This window comes from Pseudomonas sp. GW821-FHT01D09, assembly GCF_059422465.1.
In genome coordinates this window covers 190,510-206,017 of sequence record NZ_JBWKWY010000002.1, presented here as the reverse complement: position 1 = coordinate 206,017, position 15,508 = coordinate 190,510, and the positions used below count along the sequence as shown (strand labels likewise).

The following is a 15,508-nucleotide window of genomic DNA, read 5'->3' as shown; positions in this document are numbered from 1 at the left end:
GGTCCGGGTTCCACTCACAGCCTTTTTCGGTGAGTCGGAATGCTTCAGGGCGAAGCTCAATCAAACCGGCCTCTTCCAGGGCCTTCAACATGCGGTAAGCGGTATCCGGTTTATCAGTGAGTAGCGGCAGCTCCTCGATGATCTTGGCCTTGCTCAGCGCGAAGAAGATCCCGTCATCAGTCTTGATTGGCTTGGTCCAGCTCGGGCAGCCGTAGACGAAGGCGAACAGCAGGGCCTGCTGAGAATTCAGGCCCCACTCCAACGCCTTCACCTGATTAATCGTGACGGTGTATTGCATGTCAGGCCTTCCCGACCTTTGCGGCCAATTCAAGAAAGCGATCCACGTACCAGTGAGGCTGCGTTTCGCGGGGGCATTGAGGGCTGGTGAGATTTTTGCCGTATGCCATGCCCTTCTCGGTCACGGACCAGAAGTCCACCATCTCCTGCTTGGAATTTTTGCGCTGTAGCAGAGTCAGGAAGCCGTGGGCCTTCAGCGCAATGTTGAAAGCGCGCGGAGTGCTGGCGATGGCGTGATCTTTGATCAGGGCGGTGATTGCCTTGGTAGGCATCGATGAGCCGCCAGCGGCATCTGGCGCGGTGTCCACGGCATAGCCTGGGAGGAACTTGGCATCCAGTCCGTTGTTGGCGGCGATCTTGGCCAGCATCAGCATCTTGCTGGAGTTGGCAGGCCTCAACAGGCGGTCGAAGCATTCCAGGATGGCCAGCTCTCCGACGATCTTGGAGTTGTTAGGGCCTTGAGCGGAAAAGGATCCGGTCTTGCGGATGCTCGGCAGTACCTGGTCCACCACCCACTCTTCAAACTTTTCAGCAGCCGGCAGCTTTGACTTCATCACCAACCGGTATAGGTCGCGCTCCGGGATGATGGTCAGGAAACCACCACCCTGTTTCGGGGTAGTGGTCGCAGCCTTGCAGTGGCGGGCTACGGCGTTCTCTGGCTTGGAGTAGCCAAGGGCGTCGGCAACGTCGCGGGCGACAAACCACGGGTCGCCGAGCTTATCGGTGATGACCCGGATTGCGGCGCCGTCGAAGTCGAACGGAATCACTGAGGAATTACGCGCCACGTTTTCAGATTGCGGAAAACGTGGCGCGAGATTGGTGGGGCTATTGATCGATTCTGTGTGTTGGTGCATGATTCGCTCCAGTTGTTTACCGCTGTAGAAAAAGCCACCCTCGTCCGGTGGCTTTTTTATGTCTGAAATTCAGGCGGCCTTAACCGACGCACCCATCACGTCGAGGCTCTGGCGAACGTGACTGATCTCTTGGCGGATCAGGTTCTTCTCGAAGGTGCTGACGTGGTTGTCGCCAAGCGCCTCATGGACGGCGATGGTCAGGTCGGCCACTTCCTTCGCCACATTGATCAGCGACTTGGTTAGGGCCTCGGGCTTGGGCTCGGTCTTCGCCACCAGGTCAAAGCCGAACTCGGCGGCCAGCACCGCAAGTGGGCGCATGTCGCCGGTATGCAGCAAGATCCCGAACAGATGCTCCACGGTCAGGTGGTGAGCTTCGTTGTCTGGGTTTGCGCGCTGGAGCAGGCCAACGTGTGGAACACCCATCTTTGCAGCCAGGGTCTTGGGCTCGTTGCCCTTCACTGCTGCCTGGCATGCATCCAAAAAGTCTTCCATTCGTAAAACCTCAAATTTGTTTCCGTGGCGCCCTGCCGATGCAGAAGCGATCATTTGCTCAATGGATCGGCGGACATGGATGTCAGGCGGCCTGAGCCTTCTTTGCTGCCTTGAATCTGCCCTTGGAGAGAACCTGAATCTGGTACTGCCGGGACTCGGGAATGGTTTCCCCCCACATGGTCACTGCGCTTGGGCGGATGCCCAGTGCTAGCGCCAGCTTTGTCTTGCTGCCGAAGAATTCGGCGACTTCATGCGTATTCATTTCGCATCCTCGTTCGACTCTGACGTAATTTCAGCATGCTTAAGTTATCGAGTCAACGGCGTTTTCTGCCTACTGCATGCTTAAATTCAGTTAACTTAATATTGAGTCCATGGAAAGACACGAACGTATTGCCCGAGCCATACAGCTCAGCGGGAAAAAGAAGGGTGAAATTGCAGCGCTATGCGGTGTTGCAAACTCCGCCGTCACTCAATGGATTACTGGGGAGAGCAAAAGCCTCCGGCCAGAGAATCTTTACGCCTTGGCGGATGCCACCGGGTTTGAAGCCGAATGGCTTGGAGTCGGCCGAGGGCCGGAACGTAAGCACGGCGAGCCAGGAAACCTGGCTGATGCAGACACGCAGGAGCAGAAGTTTCGTTACCCAGTGATTAGCTGGGTGGCTGCAGGCACTTGGTCCGAGGCCGTAGAGCCCTACCCGGCCGGATTCTCGGACGCCTACGAGTTTTCAGAGTACGACTCAAAAGGCCCGGCGTTCTGGCTGACAGTTAAAGGTGACTCGATGACGGCGCCCGCCGGCCAGAGCATCACTGAAGGTACGCTGATCCTGGTGGACACTGAGGCAGAGGTTGCACCAGGTAAGCTGGTCGTGGCCAAGCTCCCTGACAGCAATGAAGCCACATTCAAGAAGCTGGTAAGTGACGGCGGCCGGCTGTTCCTGAAGCCGCTGAACCCGAGCTACCCCATCGAGGCCGTCGACGAGAACTGCCGGATCGTGGGCGTGGTTGTGCAGGCGCTGCAGAAATTTTACTGATGCACTTGGAGGCTCCATGTCCCTCACCAAGCCCAACCAGCAGCTGCGCCGCGACCTGAAAGAGGCTGCGGCCCTGCTCAAATGGTCGGGCGTTGATTTGTTTGTCTTCGCCAAGCGCCTTCTGGCGGCAGGAGATGAGCAAGGCGCCAACGATCTGATGAGGATTGCGCTGAGCTTTCAGGGTGTCGAGGATCGGCTGACCGGGTATGCGGATGAGGTGAAGGCGGGAAGGATTGAGCGAACCAAGCCTTAGCAAACGTACGATTTCTGAGACGAGCGGGCAGCCTCATCGGTGACTAATAGCTTTTAGGCACCGTCTTTGTCGAGTAGAGTCAGCCCGCATGCTAGGTGTTTATGTAATGTCTAATGAAAGGTTTCGCACATGGAAGCGCTAATCAATCCGGAAATACTGAGATGGGCCCGCTCTAGGGCGCGGATCAGTGCGGGCACACTTGCAAAAAGTATCGGGACGGCTGAGGGAAATGTGCTCGCTTGGGAAGACGGTGCGAAACGCCCTTCTTTTAACCAGGCAATGAATTATGCGCATCATACCCACATCCCTTTTGGCTATTTGTATCTAGAAAAGCCGCCTATTGAAGATCTTCCTCTGCCCGATCTTAGAACTATAAACGGACGAGAGCCTAGCTATAGCCTCGCACTCAGAGACACAATCCGTTGGGCGATGGAGCGACAAGATTGGTACCGTAGCTGGTTGACTTCTCAGGGGTATGAGAAAAACGAAGTAGTAGGCCTCTTTAGTATTAAGGATGGAATTCCGGCAGTTGTAGCTAGCATGCGGGAAAAGTTGGGTATACCTGAAATTCCAAGACGAGGAACTTTCGATGACTACTTCTCTAAGCTGGTTCAAAGCATAGAAAACGTTGGAATTCTCGTGATGCGAAATAGTATTGTAAATAACAATACCAGTAGACCGCTTTCGGTCGATGAGTTTCGCGGATTTGCAATGAGCGACACTTTGGCTCCTGTAATATTCATCAATACTGCCGACTGCCCTGAAGCTCGACTATTTACCCTAATTCACGAGCTTTCGCATATATGGACTGGGAAATCCGGCGTATCTGATGGAGAGCCACAAACGCACAATAAAGAAGAAATATTTTGTAATGCTGTTGCTGCTGAATTGTTAGCGCCAGAGCGTGAATTTCGTGCCGCCTGGAAAAATCTAGAGAATTGGAAAGATAATGTCCCTTTCATTGCTCAGACCTTCCATGTAAGTGAGTGGGTGGTGGCTAGGCGTGCACTTACGCTAGGGTTCATCAGCCAGGCCGAATACCGCGAGTTCATTGCCGGCAAAATAGCAGTGTACAGAGCCAGAAATAAAGATGGCGCCCCACCCTACTCGCGCCTACAGACTGGGCGTATTAGCAAGACGTTGGCCAAAGCCGTGGCAAGTGAGGCATTGAGTGGTCGCATGCTTTTAAGGGACGCCTCTAGGCTGATGGGAATAAAGCCACACAAGATTTCTGAATATTCTAAGAAGGAACTTGGATTTTGAGCTACCTGCTAGATGCCAACTCTTACATACAAGCTAAAAATGCTCATTATCGAATGAATTTTTGTCCCGGCTTTTGGGATTGGCTCGATACGGCTTTTCAGCTAGGTCAACTATCGAGCATAACCATGGTCTATAAGGAGTTATCCGACTATGGGGATGAGCTATCCGATTGGGTAAAAAAACGTCAGGTGCAGTTCGACGCAATTGACGATAAAGATACTCAAGAGTTTTTCGGGCGAATTGCTGAGCACGTAATGGGAATGAAGCTCCCTACCGATCCCGAAAAAATTCGGTTCTTAGGTGGGGCAGACCCTTGGCTAATCGCAAAGGCGGCCACTACCGGTAAGACCATTGTCACTCATGAAGTTTTAGCCCCAGACAATAGCAAAAAAATTAAAATCCCAAATATCTGCAAGGATTTTAATGTTGGCTATATCACATCATTCGACTTATTGGACGCGCTACAGGCCAAGCTTGTTATAGAAAGGCCGCTGATTTAGCAACGCTAATGAAAGCAAGCATCCCAAGCCCGGCCCAGCGCCGGGCTTCTTGTTTCTGCCCTTTCACACTCGGGCTCCTCTGGTCATAACAATTCCTGGCGAACCCGCTTAAGCCCACCCTCCGCAGCCAAATCCATCACAGCACATCTTGTTACAACCATTTACCAGCAGGGTGCGCCCGCAGAGAACTTCAAACTTTTACTCTAGTCATAATGTTAGGCGTGCTTTAAACCGTGAGCGCCTGCTGACAACCCATAGAGGTTCACAAAATGAAAATAACACTACCCGCCCTAGCTTTGGGTGTCCTAATTTCGCAAGGAGCGATGGCAGCCGGAGATGGCACAGCCGCTCTTGGAGGCGGCGTTGGTGGTGCGCTAGGCAACATCGTAGGCCAGCAGCTCGGGGGCTCGACAGGCGCAGCGGTAGGCGCAGGCGTAGGTGGTGCTGCCGGTAGTGCTGTTGGTGCTCAAAAAGGCAACAGAGCCGAAGCTGCATTAGGTGGCGGTCTCGGCTCTGCTGGCGGCTCACTAATTGGTAATCGCCTCGGCGGCACAACTGGCTCGACTATCGGTGCAGGTCTCGGCGGTGCCGCGGGTGGCGCGCTAGGAAACAACCTGGCGGACGATGAGAAAAATTATCGTTCTGATGGCAAGAAGCACAAAGGCAACAACAAGCATAAACACAAGAACAAGCATCGTTAGTTTCTGACGTTATCTCATCTAAGCCCGGCCCAACGCCGGGCTTCTTGTATCTGCTCTCTCCGATCTGAATCCGTAGCACTCCAATGGTGGCTGTACGCCATGGATGGTAAAGTGCGGGATCAATTACGGGAGGGATCCAATGAAAGGTTTTGGGACGTTCGCGCTGATCGTAGGCGTGTGCTGGCTGATCTTTTCACTGAGCATGGACGTGTCTGTCGCGACAGGTGGCGGCGGCCGAGTGAACAATATGGGCCTTATGGCCGACCGACAGATCCATACGATCGTTGGCGGCATGATTGCCCTCGCCGGCTTGCTTATGGTGCTTCTCGGCGGTAAATCCACTTCGCCGCAAGCCGCGGCCGAGACAGATACACGCCCCTGCCCGCTCTGTGCAGAGACCATCAAAAGAGCAGCCATCAAGTGCAAGCATTGCGGTGGTGACGTACTCCCAGCACTGTCCGCGCAAGTACCCTTGATATCAGGATGGACTGTACGGGTGGAATGCGAGCCATGGGCACACGCGGAGGCAACCCGGTCAGTGAAGCGCCTGGGGCTCCCGACCACGAAAGGATCGGCGAAATTCGTCGCTGTCGGACCATTTGCCTCGGAGGCCGAGGCGCTAGGTGCGCGCGATAACATCCGCTCAGTAAGCGACCTTCTCGGCGATATCCATATTATAGCACCTGACGCATAGCTCTCCCGATCAAGCTCAAGCCCGCCAAGCGCGGGCTTTTTCATGATTGCAAAAAAGCCCCACCAATCGAAATATGCATTTATGCATGAAACTTCTTGCCGCAACCTTGCCAAGATACGTCAGCATCAATACTGTGTACACATACAGTATTCGCAAGGAGCGAAGCATGATCCAGACCCCCTACCCTACATCCAAACCACGGAATTCCTACGAGCTTGTCGGCCGTCGCCTCCAAGGGCTTATCGCCTCGCCTCGAGTGCAGAGGATTCAGTTGGTAGAGGTATCCAGGCGCGAAGATGAGAGCCCTGAAGCCTGGCACCAGGTCATCCAAGACATCGGCGACACCGCCGGTATCAGGATCGAGCATCTGGATGGCGGCGCCGTCAGGATCGGCTGGCGTGAGTACTGCGATTCTTGAGTGAGCCCGCCAGTGAGCGGGCTTTTTATCGCCTGCGAATTTCAGCAATCTGAATTATTTAATTCAGCATGCTTGACACATTAATTTCAGCTTGCTTAAATTCAACTCAAGCCGCAACAAAGAACACCGGCCAGCAGCTAAACCTGCACCGCTCTTTAGCGACACCCTTTGCCGGATCACCACCGGCCCAGATTCAAAGGCAGCGATGAACCGGCCTCAACGGTTCAGAGGGTTGGCAACTGACCCAGGCGTGCAGCGTAAAGCGCCAAGAACAGTTATCCAGCGGGAGAACAAGCCGAAAGGCCCGCGGCTGGAGTGACATTCGATTCAAGCCGGTGACCGACGCCAGTAGCGGGTCACGGCGCGCCACAGATTTACTGATGCCGCTTCTATGAGGCGGCATTGGAAATCAACGGAGGGCAACACGATGACCGATGCAGCAGCAACACAAACGAAGTGCACGTACTGCGGCAAGCCAGCCGAAAAGGTGGTGCGCCGCAACATTCACGACCGCACTCGCGACCCATACAGCAATCGGCAGGTGCTTCGCACTCGAGAGTTGTCGTTTTGCAGCGCCGAGCATGCAAGCAACTACCAGATGGGCTGCGAAGGCTGACGGACCTTTTCACTGATGCCCATCCAGAGCGGTGGGCATTGGGAAAACAACCGGAGAAACACAATGGAAGTCGTATTTCTTGCCGACAGTGTTTCGGCAGAGGTTTGGGCGCAGAACAAGATCAGGGTCGTGACCGAGGTCGAGCCGGAAGAGTTGCTCGACTCGCTCGATGTTGAAGATCGCATCAAAGGCTTGGATGAGCATGAGGTGATCACTGCTATGGGGATCAACAAGACGCTCAACCAGCTCGACGAAAAGGAATTGGCGGATTGGATCAAGAGCAGCGACATCGACCCTATCGATCTGCTCAACGCAATTGGCAAAGAGTCCATTTACGAGTGGATCAACTCGCAGGAGTGACAACCAGCGCCACGACAGCCTGTCGTTAACAGATTCGTTTATCTCAAGCACTGCACCGCAATTTCATAATCCGAAGATCTGACTGACCAGTCTTGCATACAATGCCGGCCAGTAAGATCTCCCGGACAAAGGAATGAAACGGATGATAGTAAAACCCCGCGCAACTCTGGTGGCAGTAGTTGTGATAACACTTGTGCTGACCGTCCTTAAGCTATTTGGACACATAGACTGGTCCTGGTGGTACGTCACGTTTCCTCTCTGGGTTTTCTACCTTGTCGTAAATGTTTGGCTGATCGCCATCCTGGTCCGTGCGCTGCGCTAAGGGTCATCACCTCTGCCAATTCGTTGAGTTGGCTTTGGGATGCGGACGAAATCGCGGCCTATAACCACCCATCTGCATCACCAACGTCCTGTTCGACATGGCTTCGGCCACACAGAGCGTAGGAGCCGGACAGCGTAACCGGCACCCTTCCTAACCTCTATTGCGTCAGCACTCCACCCGCGCCCATCGGCAACCAGCGGGAGGCATGAGTGCTGACGAATACAGGTGAACAACCCGCCACCTTGGAGGCGACCATGAACGCAGCATTGAAGATATGTCAGGAGCGTTACGACGCTCAGTTGCCTCCAGAAGTAAGCGAGAGCGACGAGGTGACGGAGTGGCTTGAGCACTCGGCCGAGCAGTTGGTGTGCGGGATGGACATCAAATGGAAGCGCCGCTTCGGCCAACCGCAGGTGGTGACGTTCGACCGATTCTGCACTGTCCTGCAGGGCCACCTGAACCAGCGCCAGATCGACGGTCTGGACCAACGCGATTCGTTTGCTCGACTGCTGCTGTCAGCAATGCTCGGCAGCCAGGGCGATGCCCGGACCCATGCCGCCGACCTGCTGGGCCAGCAACGGCCGCTTGAGGCGGTTGAGAGTATTGCCGTAGCGCTGTTGAGGCCCTATGCCGAAGACGCGGTAGCAGCAGAGCGGGAAGAGACAGAAAGCGACGCGGACGCAGACCTATGAGCCCGCACGTAGCAATCACCGTCGCCCTACTCGCCCTTGATCATCCAGACACGACGGACCTTGCCGAGTCATTGGCTGAGGGCCTAATTGTCCGCCACTTCACTACCGGCGCTATCAGCGCCGAAGAGTTCCATCACTACAGCGCCTGGCTGCTGAAGATCAGCCGACAGCGCAAGGAGACTGCATGACAACCCCAATCGTGAAATCGCTGGTTGATGAGCAAATCGAAGAACTGCCCGCCGACCGCATGATCCTGGCCTTCACCCATACCAAGTGGCTGGGCGCCCTGTCGCTGGCTCACGATGCTGGCATTCCAAATGTCCACGCATGGAGCGGCCGGGCCTGCCTGTGCGGTGAGTGGACAGTGGCATACGCCGTGAAGGTGGCGCCGTGAAGTTTCGCAGATTCGACGCTACGGACACAGGCCGCATACGTGCTGCCGAGACCAAGCGCCACAGCCGGATAGAGCGCAACTACCGTAATGAGGCTGCGCAGGGCCGCGAGCCAGAAGGCTTACAGCGGATCGATGGGGTCTGGAGAGCTGAATGCCGATCGTGCGGAGACGATTACATGTTCGACTGCGATGCCCGCGAGTTTCACCCAGATTACAGCTACTGCGGCCGCAGCGACCGCTGCATCCCATGACCAGCCACCAGCGCACGAGGCACATGCTCATCTGGTGCGGCTTCTTCCCTGTCCTCACCCTCTGCACCTTCCTGATGTTGCTCTGCGCCCTCACTGATCGAATCACTCAATAACCACCACCTTCAATCGCTGCGAGCATCGCGGCAAGGATTCCCCATGTCCGCACAACAGCAGGTCATCACCATCGACGACATCAGCGCCGACAACGCTCCGGCCATTTACGTTGCCGGCGGCCTAGGCCAGTTCTTCGACGCGGTGAAGGCTGAAGTCACCGCCGAGGTGCCCGATCTGACCACCCGCAAGGGCCGCGAGCGCATTGCTTCTCTGGCCGCGACGGTTAGCAAATCCAAAAAGGCAGTCGAAACACCCGGCCGCGACTACCTGAAGCGCCTCAAGGAAATGCCAAAGGTAGTCGAGGCTGAGCTGCGCGAGTTCGTCACCAAGATGGATAACCTTCGCGACGCTACCCGCCAGCCTCTGACGGAGTGGGAAGAGGCTGAGCAGGCCCGCAAAGACAAGCACGTTGACGGTATTCAGTCCATCAAGGATATGACCGTTTTCGAGACAACCCCGGCTGCCGCCCATGTCGCCCAACTCATTGCCAACCTTGAAGCCGTAGAGATCAACGATGCCTGGGAAGAGTTCTTGCCAGAGGCCGCCCAGGTGAAGGACGAGACACTGGCAAAGCTGCGCAACCTGCTGGCCGAGCGCACCCAGTACGAAGCCGAGCAGGCCGAACTGGTCCGTCTACGGGCCGAGGCAGAAGCGCAGGCCCGGCGCGACCGCGATGCAGAGATTGCTCGGGTAGCGGCTAAGCAGGCCAGACTCCAGGCAGAGCAGCAGGCCCAGGCCGAACGTGATGCGGCAGCCCGCCGAGAACAGGAACTGCTTGACCAGGCCGCAGCAGCGCAACGGGCAACCGAGCAGGCCGCCCGCGATGCGGAAGCCGCAGCTGAGCGACAACGCCTGCAACTGGAACTGCAGGCCGAACAAGCACGCACAGCAGCGGCACAGGCAGAAGCAAGCCGTGTTGCTGCTGAACAGCGCGCCGAGCAAGACCGGCTTGCGGCTATTCGCCGTCAAGAGGAAGCCGTTGAACAGGCCCGCCTGGACGAGAAGGCCCGCACCGATGCGGCAGCAGACGAAATCCTGCGCCAGCAGCAGGAGCGTCAGGCTGACGTAGCGCACAAGTCGAAAATCCTGGGCGAAGCCAAGCAGGCCTTGATCGGCATGAACATAAGCGAAGAGCTGGCCAAGGCCATCGTCCTGAAGATCGCCCGCAGCGAAGTTCCGAACGTATCCATTCAATTCTGAGGTCTTCAGCATGTCCACCGACATCATCATGCCGGAGCAGCGCCGCCAAGTAGCCGCCCCCGCCGCAATGGACACCTGCATCATGGCTATCATCAGCCGTGCAGCTTCCGATCCTTCCTGTGACATCAACAAGCTTGAGCGCCTGATGGAAATGCATGAGCGCATGCAGGCGCATAGTGCAAAGCAGCTGTACGACGAAGCGTTGGCACAGATGCAGGAAGAAATGCCCGTAATCGGCGAGCGAGGCGGGATCAAGGATAAAAACGGACGCATCCAGAGCACCTATGCGCTCTGGGAGGACGTAAACGAGATGATCAAACCGGTAATGGCGAAACACGGGTTCGCCATTACCTTTCGCACGCCGCGCAACGAGCGAGGCATCGAGGTTGAGGGCGTTCTCAGTCACCGCGCCGGGCACCGTGAAGTGACCTCAATAGTCCTGCCTGTAGATGCCACTGGCAGCAAAAACGGCGTGCAGGCCGTGGCGTCTAGTGTCAGCTACGGCAAGCGCTACACCGCCGGACTGCTGCTGAACATCACCACCACTGGCGAGGATGATGACGGCAACGGACCGGCGGCGCAGATCACGCCTCGCGTTACCTCGGCCCAGGCCACACAACTGGCGACGCTGCTGGAAAAGTGCAGCGACAAGGCCAAGGAGGCATTCAAGAAGATCCATGGCGCCCCAGCATCCGTGGAGAAAGCAGTGTTTGACCAGGTGCTGGGCATGCTCACCAAGTCGGCAGCACAGCATGCCGCCTCTCAGGAGAATACTGATGCAAATAATCACTGAGGTAGAACAGGGTTCGCCGGAATGGCTGGCCCTGCGCCTGGGCATCGTCACTTGCTCCGAACTGGAGTGCCTGCTTGTCAACGGCAAGGGGGAATCAGGTTTCGGTACCGGAGCGTTCACCTACATGAACACGCTCATCGGCGAGCGCATCACCGGCGAGGCTGCTGATCCGTTCCAGGGTAACCGGCACACCGAGCGCGGGCATGAGCTGGAAGGTGTGGCCCGAAAGCTGTACGAGCAGCGTGAGGAAGTCGAAACCAAGCAGGTGGCGATCATCCTCAACCACGGTGCCGGCTACTCGCCTGACTCACTGGTGGGCCCCAATGGCCTGACAGAGATCAAAACCAAGCTCCCTAAATTCCAAGTCGAAGTGATCCTGTCCGGCGATATCCCCAAGGAACACGTTGCCCAATGCCAGGGCGGCCTGTGGCTGTCAGAGCGCGAATGGATCGACTTTGTTTGCTACTGGCCTGGTATGCCGCTGTTCATCAAGCGCGCCTACCGGGACGAAGCCATAATCCGCAAGCTCTCGGAGCGGGTCAGCACCTTCTACGAAATCTTGGATGACCGGATGAATCGGGTCTTAGGGATCGCAGCATGATCAGCAACCACCTCAGCCTGGTCGAGCAACAGCGCCAGAATGCCGATTCAATATCGGAACGGACCGCGCAGTTTCTGGCAGCCGGCGGAACGATCTACCAAGGCGAAAGCCCAGCGATCAACCCGCCACCGCCGAAGCGCTCAACCAAGATCGACCCCGAAACCATCCTCAAGCGCCGCAAGCCGCCAATCACCCGGGCCGAGCGTAACGCGCTGCGCAAACTCGCGGAGGCTTTATGAGCAAGCGCAAGCCGTGCAATCGGCGCGTTCAGATCGAACGCAGCATGCGGGCCCTGATCAACACTAACCATGCTGCCGTCATCAACATCGATCCAAGCGGCCTTCAGGTGATGATCAACTGGAAGAACGGAAAGCAGATTCTTTCGAGAACGGTTTCCGACGCGCTCTGCGATGTTGCACACCGCTGGACGATATACATCGCCAGCATCTGTGTTCGCCAAGATGGAGCCCAGTACATGAAATCGATAAATATCAGACCAGACGGCGTGCACCTGGTGGAAAGGCTTTCGGATGTCCTTGAGCACTTCTATGAAGAGGTGAAGGCCGACTGCAATCAGAATCACCGAGTAGGCATGGGCTGGCTGGCCGTGCCTGGCGAAAAGACGGTAACCGAGGCGCAACTGTCATCCTTGCTGGCTTCGGTCGGCGCCTGGCGCCAGGTGAAGGTCGATTCATGCGCCGCATAGCCCGCACCCAGCAACGCAAACGTCAAACCTGGCTCGCACTGCCGGCCAGCGGAATAGAAGAGGTAGGCCATGGCAGCCGAACAGAAGGAGCGCACAGCCAGGCTTGCCGAGAAGCGGCAGGAACTTGGCGAGCAGGAGTTGCGGCACACGGTACCGCACGGCACCCGGCAGATGCTCGACGAGTTGATGCTCTGGCATAAGGTCGAGGAAGTCAGCGAGGCGGTGCAACTGCTGGTGCTGAATGGCCGGGCCGAGGATCTGCCGCTGGCGCCGCCGAGAGTCAAAGGGCCATCCGCCATCATCCGCCACTACTTCCGCCAGGGAATGCGTGACCGGTTGGGGGCGCTAACCGCCGAACTGGGCGAGACGAAGGACCGGTCTACCATCTGGAGACTGATCGCGCATTCCCACTCTCTGGGCCCCAAGAAATCCGCAGCCCTCTTCAAAATTAAGCGCCACGGTTACGAGATAACAGAAAACGTGGCGCGCAAATTACGGCAGGCAGGTTTTGCCGAATCGCTGCAGATGAACGCCGGCGACGACGGCGACGAATAAACCACCCTCCTCGCGGCATCCTGAGGACGACCTTTCCCTGGAAATGATCATTGCAGAGAGGGGAAAAGGCAATGTGCAAACCGAAATCTGAGCCCTCTATTGAACTGTAGAGTTGCTGTCCGGGTAAACTACATCGCCGACGCTGCTCGCTCTGAATCAGAAAGGCACGGTCGCGTATTTCCTTTTTCTGGATTTAAGCACCAGAACATCAATATCGAAGGATAGGGATATGAAGCACCTCTACAAAACATTTCTACTACCTACGGGTATCGGTATTGCGGTGTTGTGCTCGATGAATGTCGAAGCGATAACGCGGGAAGAAATGCTCAAGCTCAATGCCGCGTACCCGCCCGGTAGTGTTGTTCGCTGTGAGACGCAGCTTGAAGGAAATGGGAAAAATTTATTGCCAACGCTCCTGAAAACTCGCGCGCACATCAAAGAAAGAACGGGGAACCTGACCCGTACTGATGTGAGCGTAACGTTTGTCCCGCAGGGATCAGCAACCACCACAATGACCGTGAATTACCAGTCGCGAGCAACCATGGAAGATGACGGTGAGTTAATTGATATTGACCCAGATAGCCTAACTGTCTCATTCAGCCCTGCAAATCCAGCCAGTGAGTCCATTGTAGCGAACAAAATGCGCAGTACTCTCCCTCCTACTGGAAGCGATCTCAGGCTATACAAGACGGTAAAAATCACCGATTTCCCTTCCTTCATAATCACTCCCCTAAATCAGCCTCCCACCTACTGTTTTAAGGAAGAATAAGCAGTGACACTTTGCATCATCGATGCAGTGTCAGACTTGGAATACGCTAGACCCTGGTCGATCTGATGGAGTGGTCAGGCATTACTGAGCAGGGCGAGGCGATGACGCTGATGATTCATCACCTGCACGCCATGGGCGCATCGAAGTGCCAGCCGCTGCTGAATCCGCCGTGCCACGAAATCGAGATATCGCAAAACGTGGCGCGGGAATTCAGAAACAAAAGCCTGCTCGTAATTCAGAAAGATCCGGGCGACGAGATTATTTCACCCAGCCATCAATGACTTTCCTTGCTTCAGCGGTCTTGGCTGATTTGGCTTCCTCATAAGTCGGCCATGAATGATCACTGTCATTGCGCCAAGGCGAATCTCCGACTTTGAGTCGTGTAGTAATCCCGCCTCCATGTTGCGTGAAGTCGATCGTGAATTCGTAACCACGATATTCAGTAGTAAACATAGGCAGCATCGACATTCTCTCTCCTTGATCCGGCTCCATGCCGGTCACCCGTAATACCCCAACCCAAACCAAATTGCCACCACCGGATACGGAGGGCGGCGCCTACCTGAGGTAAACGCAATGCCCGTACTTCACAGCGCAATCCACAAGATCGACAAGAAGCCAGACGGCACCCCGGCCGTTCTGTTCCTTGGCGCCGCCGAGCAAGTAGAGAGCCAGGCCCGCGACGACCTGATGAGCCAGTTCAACGAAAGCTACAACGGCACCGCCGGCAAGGGCTGGGGCTTCTTCCATGCTGAATCGGGCGCATATCCGCTCAGTGGCTGGATCAACAAGTATCTGGCCAAGGGTTCCGACTTCCTGGAGTTCAGCACCACCGCTGTCGAGCACCTGGTCAAGCTGATGGAAGAGTCAAACCTGACCACCGGCGGGCACGCCCTCTTCTGCCACTACCAGCAAGGCCTGACCGAATACCTGGTCATCGCCCTGGTGCAGGAAACCGAAGCGGTGACCATGACCGAGGAGCTCAGCCTGCTGACGATCAAGCGCCTGGACTTGGATCACATCCGCCTGGCCGCGCGCATCAACCTCAGTGAATGGAAGAGCAATCCGCAGTCGAAGCAGTACATCTCCTACATCAAGGGCAAGCAGGGCCGCAGGATCAACGAGTACTTCCGCGACTTCATCGGCTGCCAGGAAGGGATCGACGGCCCAAGCGAAACCCGGACCTTGCTCAAAGCATTCAGCGACTTTGTTGAAAGCGAGGATCTACCAGAAGAGTCGGCACGCGAGAAGACGCACACGCTGGTCAGCTACTCCATGGCCCAGGCCAAGCTGGGCGAGACGATCACTCTTGGCGAGCTTTCGGGCCTGATCGACGAAGACCGCCCGAAGAACTTCTATGACTTCATCAAGGCGAAGGATTACGGCCTGTCTGATGCTCTGCCACCGGACAAGAAGACCCTCAACAAATTCCGGCGATTCACCGGCCGGGCCGAGGGCATGTCGATCAGCTTCGAGGCGCACCTGCTGGGCGACAAGATCAAGTTTGACGAAGCTGGTGGCACGTTGACGCTGCGCGGGCTGCCCACTCAACTGACCGAGCAGCTCAAGCGCGCGGCCGCCTGACACCAACCGCAGCGCCGCGCTCTCGACAGAGGGCGGCGCCTGACTGGAGAT

24 protein-coding genes and 1 pseudogene are annotated in these 15,508 nt (G+C 56.3%); 20 read left to right on the top strand and 5 right to left on the bottom strand.

Annotation, left to right across the window (positions count from 1 at the left end):
* Positions 1-4: 4 nt before the first annotated feature.
* The 4 genes and pseudogenes from AC07W7_RS03625 to AC07W7_RS03610 form a co-directional block, all read right to left on the bottom strand.
* Positions 5-298, bottom strand: a pseudogene (locus AC07W7_RS03625) (phage replication protein); the annotation flags it as partial.
* Position 299: 1 nt separating this feature from the next.
* Positions 300-1,151: a BRO-N domain-containing protein gene (locus AC07W7_RS03620; protein WP_495038717.1), complete on the bottom strand. Its 852-nt coding sequence runs from the start codon at positions 1,149-1,151 to the stop codon at positions 300-302.
* Between the two features lie 69 nt (positions 1,152-1,220).
* Complete coding sequence (locus AC07W7_RS03615; protein WP_495038716.1) at positions 1,221-1,643, bottom strand: phage regulatory CII family protein; 423 nt, start codon at positions 1,641-1,643, stop codon at positions 1,221-1,223.
* A gap of 82 nt (positions 1,644-1,725) precedes the next feature.
* Positions 1,726-1,905, bottom strand: coding sequence for a Cro/CI family transcriptional regulator (locus AC07W7_RS03610; RefSeq protein ID WP_024075251.1), 180 nt, complete (start codon positions 1,903-1,905; stop codon positions 1,726-1,728).
* Positions 1,906-2,014: 109 nt separating this feature from the next.
* Here AC07W7_RS03610 and AC07W7_RS03605 point away from each other — a divergent pair, with 109 nt between their 5' ends.
* The 19 genes from AC07W7_RS03605 (at position 2,015) to AC07W7_RS03515 (ending at position 14,157) form a co-directional block, all read left to right on the top strand.
* Positions 2,015-2,674, top strand: a complete 660-nt coding sequence (locus tag AC07W7_RS03605) for a LexA family protein (protein WP_495038715.1) — start codon at positions 2,015-2,017, stop codon at positions 2,672-2,674.
* Between the two features lie 16 nt (positions 2,675-2,690).
* Entirely contained in the window at positions 2,691-2,927 is a 237-nt protein-coding gene (locus tag AC07W7_RS03600; protein ID WP_495038714.1) for a hypothetical protein, read from the top strand.
* 129 nt (positions 2,928-3,056) lie between these two features.
* On the top strand, positions 3,057-4,190 hold the full coding sequence (locus AC07W7_RS03595) for an ImmA/IrrE family metallo-endopeptidase (RefSeq protein ID WP_495038713.1): 1,134 nt from the start codon (positions 3,057-3,059) through the stop codon (positions 4,188-4,190).
* Positions 4,187-4,690, top strand: a complete 504-nt coding sequence (locus tag AC07W7_RS03590) for a DUF4411 family protein (RefSeq protein ID WP_495038712.1) — start codon at positions 4,187-4,189, stop codon at positions 4,688-4,690. Before AC07W7_RS03595 ends, AC07W7_RS03590 begins: the two co-directional genes overlap by 4 nt.
* A 269-nt stretch (positions 4,691-4,959) precedes the next feature.
* Positions 4,960-5,391 (top strand): hypothetical protein, encoded by a 432-nt coding sequence (locus AC07W7_RS03585; RefSeq protein WP_495038711.1) that lies wholly within the window; start codon positions 4,960-4,962, stop codon positions 5,389-5,391.
* Positions 5,392-6,251: 860 nt separating this feature from the next.
* Positions 6,252-6,503: a DUF1654 domain-containing protein gene (locus AC07W7_RS03580; protein ID WP_495038710.1), complete on the top strand. Its 252-nt coding sequence runs from the start codon at positions 6,252-6,254 to the stop codon at positions 6,501-6,503.
* 427 nt (positions 6,504-6,930) lie between these two features.
* Positions 6,931-7,119 carry a hypothetical protein gene (locus AC07W7_RS03575; RefSeq protein ID WP_495038709.1) on the top strand — a complete coding sequence of 63 codons (189 nt, stop codon included), beginning with the start codon at positions 6,931-6,933 and terminating at the stop codon, positions 7,117-7,119.
* Positions 7,120-7,182: 63 nt separating this feature from the next.
* On the top strand, positions 7,183-7,479 hold the full coding sequence (locus AC07W7_RS03570; protein WP_495038708.1) for a hypothetical protein: 297 nt from the start codon (positions 7,183-7,185) through the stop codon (positions 7,477-7,479).
* A gap of 576 nt (positions 7,480-8,055) precedes the next feature.
* The gene (locus tag AC07W7_RS03565) at positions 8,056-8,493 is read left to right on the top strand and encodes a hypothetical protein (RefSeq protein WP_495038707.1); all 438 of its coding nucleotides are present in this window, start codon (positions 8,056-8,058) and stop codon (positions 8,491-8,493) included.
* On the top strand, positions 8,490-8,681 hold the full coding sequence (locus AC07W7_RS03560; protein ID WP_495038706.1) for a hypothetical protein: 192 nt from the start codon (positions 8,490-8,492) through the stop codon (positions 8,679-8,681). The genes AC07W7_RS03565 and AC07W7_RS03560 overlap by 4 nt, the downstream gene beginning before the upstream one ends.
* Entirely contained in the window at positions 8,678-8,887 is a 210-nt protein-coding gene (locus AC07W7_RS03555) for a hypothetical protein (RefSeq protein ID WP_495038705.1), read from the top strand. The genes AC07W7_RS03560 and AC07W7_RS03555 overlap by 4 nt, the downstream gene beginning before the upstream one ends.
* 407 nt (positions 8,888-9,294) lie before the next feature.
* Positions 9,295-10,452, top strand: a complete 1,158-nt coding sequence (locus AC07W7_RS03550) for a hypothetical protein (RefSeq protein ID WP_495038704.1) — start codon at positions 9,295-9,297, stop codon at positions 10,450-10,452.
* 10 nt (positions 10,453-10,462) lie between these two features.
* A complete protein-coding gene (locus tag AC07W7_RS03545; protein WP_495038703.1) occupies positions 10,463-11,245 on the top strand; it encodes an ERF family protein in 783 nt (260 codons plus the stop codon).
* Positions 11,229-11,846 carry a lambda exonuclease family protein gene (locus tag AC07W7_RS03540; protein ID WP_495038702.1) on the top strand — a complete coding sequence of 206 codons (618 nt, stop codon included), beginning with the start codon at positions 11,229-11,231 and terminating at the stop codon, positions 11,844-11,846. Before AC07W7_RS03545 ends, AC07W7_RS03540 begins: the two co-directional genes overlap by 17 nt.
* The gene (locus AC07W7_RS03535) at positions 11,843-12,085 is read left to right on the top strand and encodes a hypothetical protein (protein ID WP_495038701.1); all 243 of its coding nucleotides are present in this window, start codon (positions 11,843-11,845) and stop codon (positions 12,083-12,085) included. Before AC07W7_RS03540 ends, AC07W7_RS03535 begins: the two co-directional genes overlap by 4 nt.
* A complete protein-coding gene (locus AC07W7_RS03530; RefSeq protein ID WP_495038700.1) occupies positions 12,082-12,552 on the top strand; it encodes a hypothetical protein in 471 nt (156 codons plus the stop codon). Before AC07W7_RS03535 ends, AC07W7_RS03530 begins: the two co-directional genes overlap by 4 nt.
* A gap of 69 nt (positions 12,553-12,621) precedes the next feature.
* A complete protein-coding gene (locus AC07W7_RS03525; RefSeq protein WP_495038699.1) occupies positions 12,622-13,107 on the top strand; it encodes a hypothetical protein in 486 nt (161 codons plus the stop codon).
* 229 nt (positions 13,108-13,336) lie between these two features.
* The gene (locus AC07W7_RS03520; RefSeq protein WP_495038698.1) at positions 13,337-13,876 is read left to right on the top strand and encodes a hypothetical protein; all 540 of its coding nucleotides are present in this window, start codon (positions 13,337-13,339) and stop codon (positions 13,874-13,876) included.
* 65 nt (positions 13,877-13,941) lie between these two features.
* Entirely contained in the window at positions 13,942-14,157 is a 216-nt protein-coding gene (locus AC07W7_RS03515) for a hypothetical protein (RefSeq protein ID WP_495038697.1), read from the top strand.
* Here AC07W7_RS03515 and AC07W7_RS03510 read toward each other — a convergent pair.
* Positions 14,135-14,344: a hypothetical protein gene (locus AC07W7_RS03510; protein ID WP_495038696.1), complete on the bottom strand. Its 210-nt coding sequence runs from the start codon at positions 14,342-14,344 to the stop codon at positions 14,135-14,137. The genes AC07W7_RS03515 and AC07W7_RS03510 overlap by 23 nt on opposite strands.
* A gap of 105 nt (positions 14,345-14,449) precedes the next feature.
* Here AC07W7_RS03510 and yejK point away from each other — a divergent pair, with 105 nt between their 5' ends.
* A complete protein-coding gene (gene yejK / locus AC07W7_RS03505; protein ID WP_495038695.1) occupies positions 14,450-15,457 on the top strand; it encodes a nucleoid-associated protein YejK in 1,008 nt (335 codons plus the stop codon).
* Positions 15,458-15,508 lie beyond the last annotated feature (51 nt).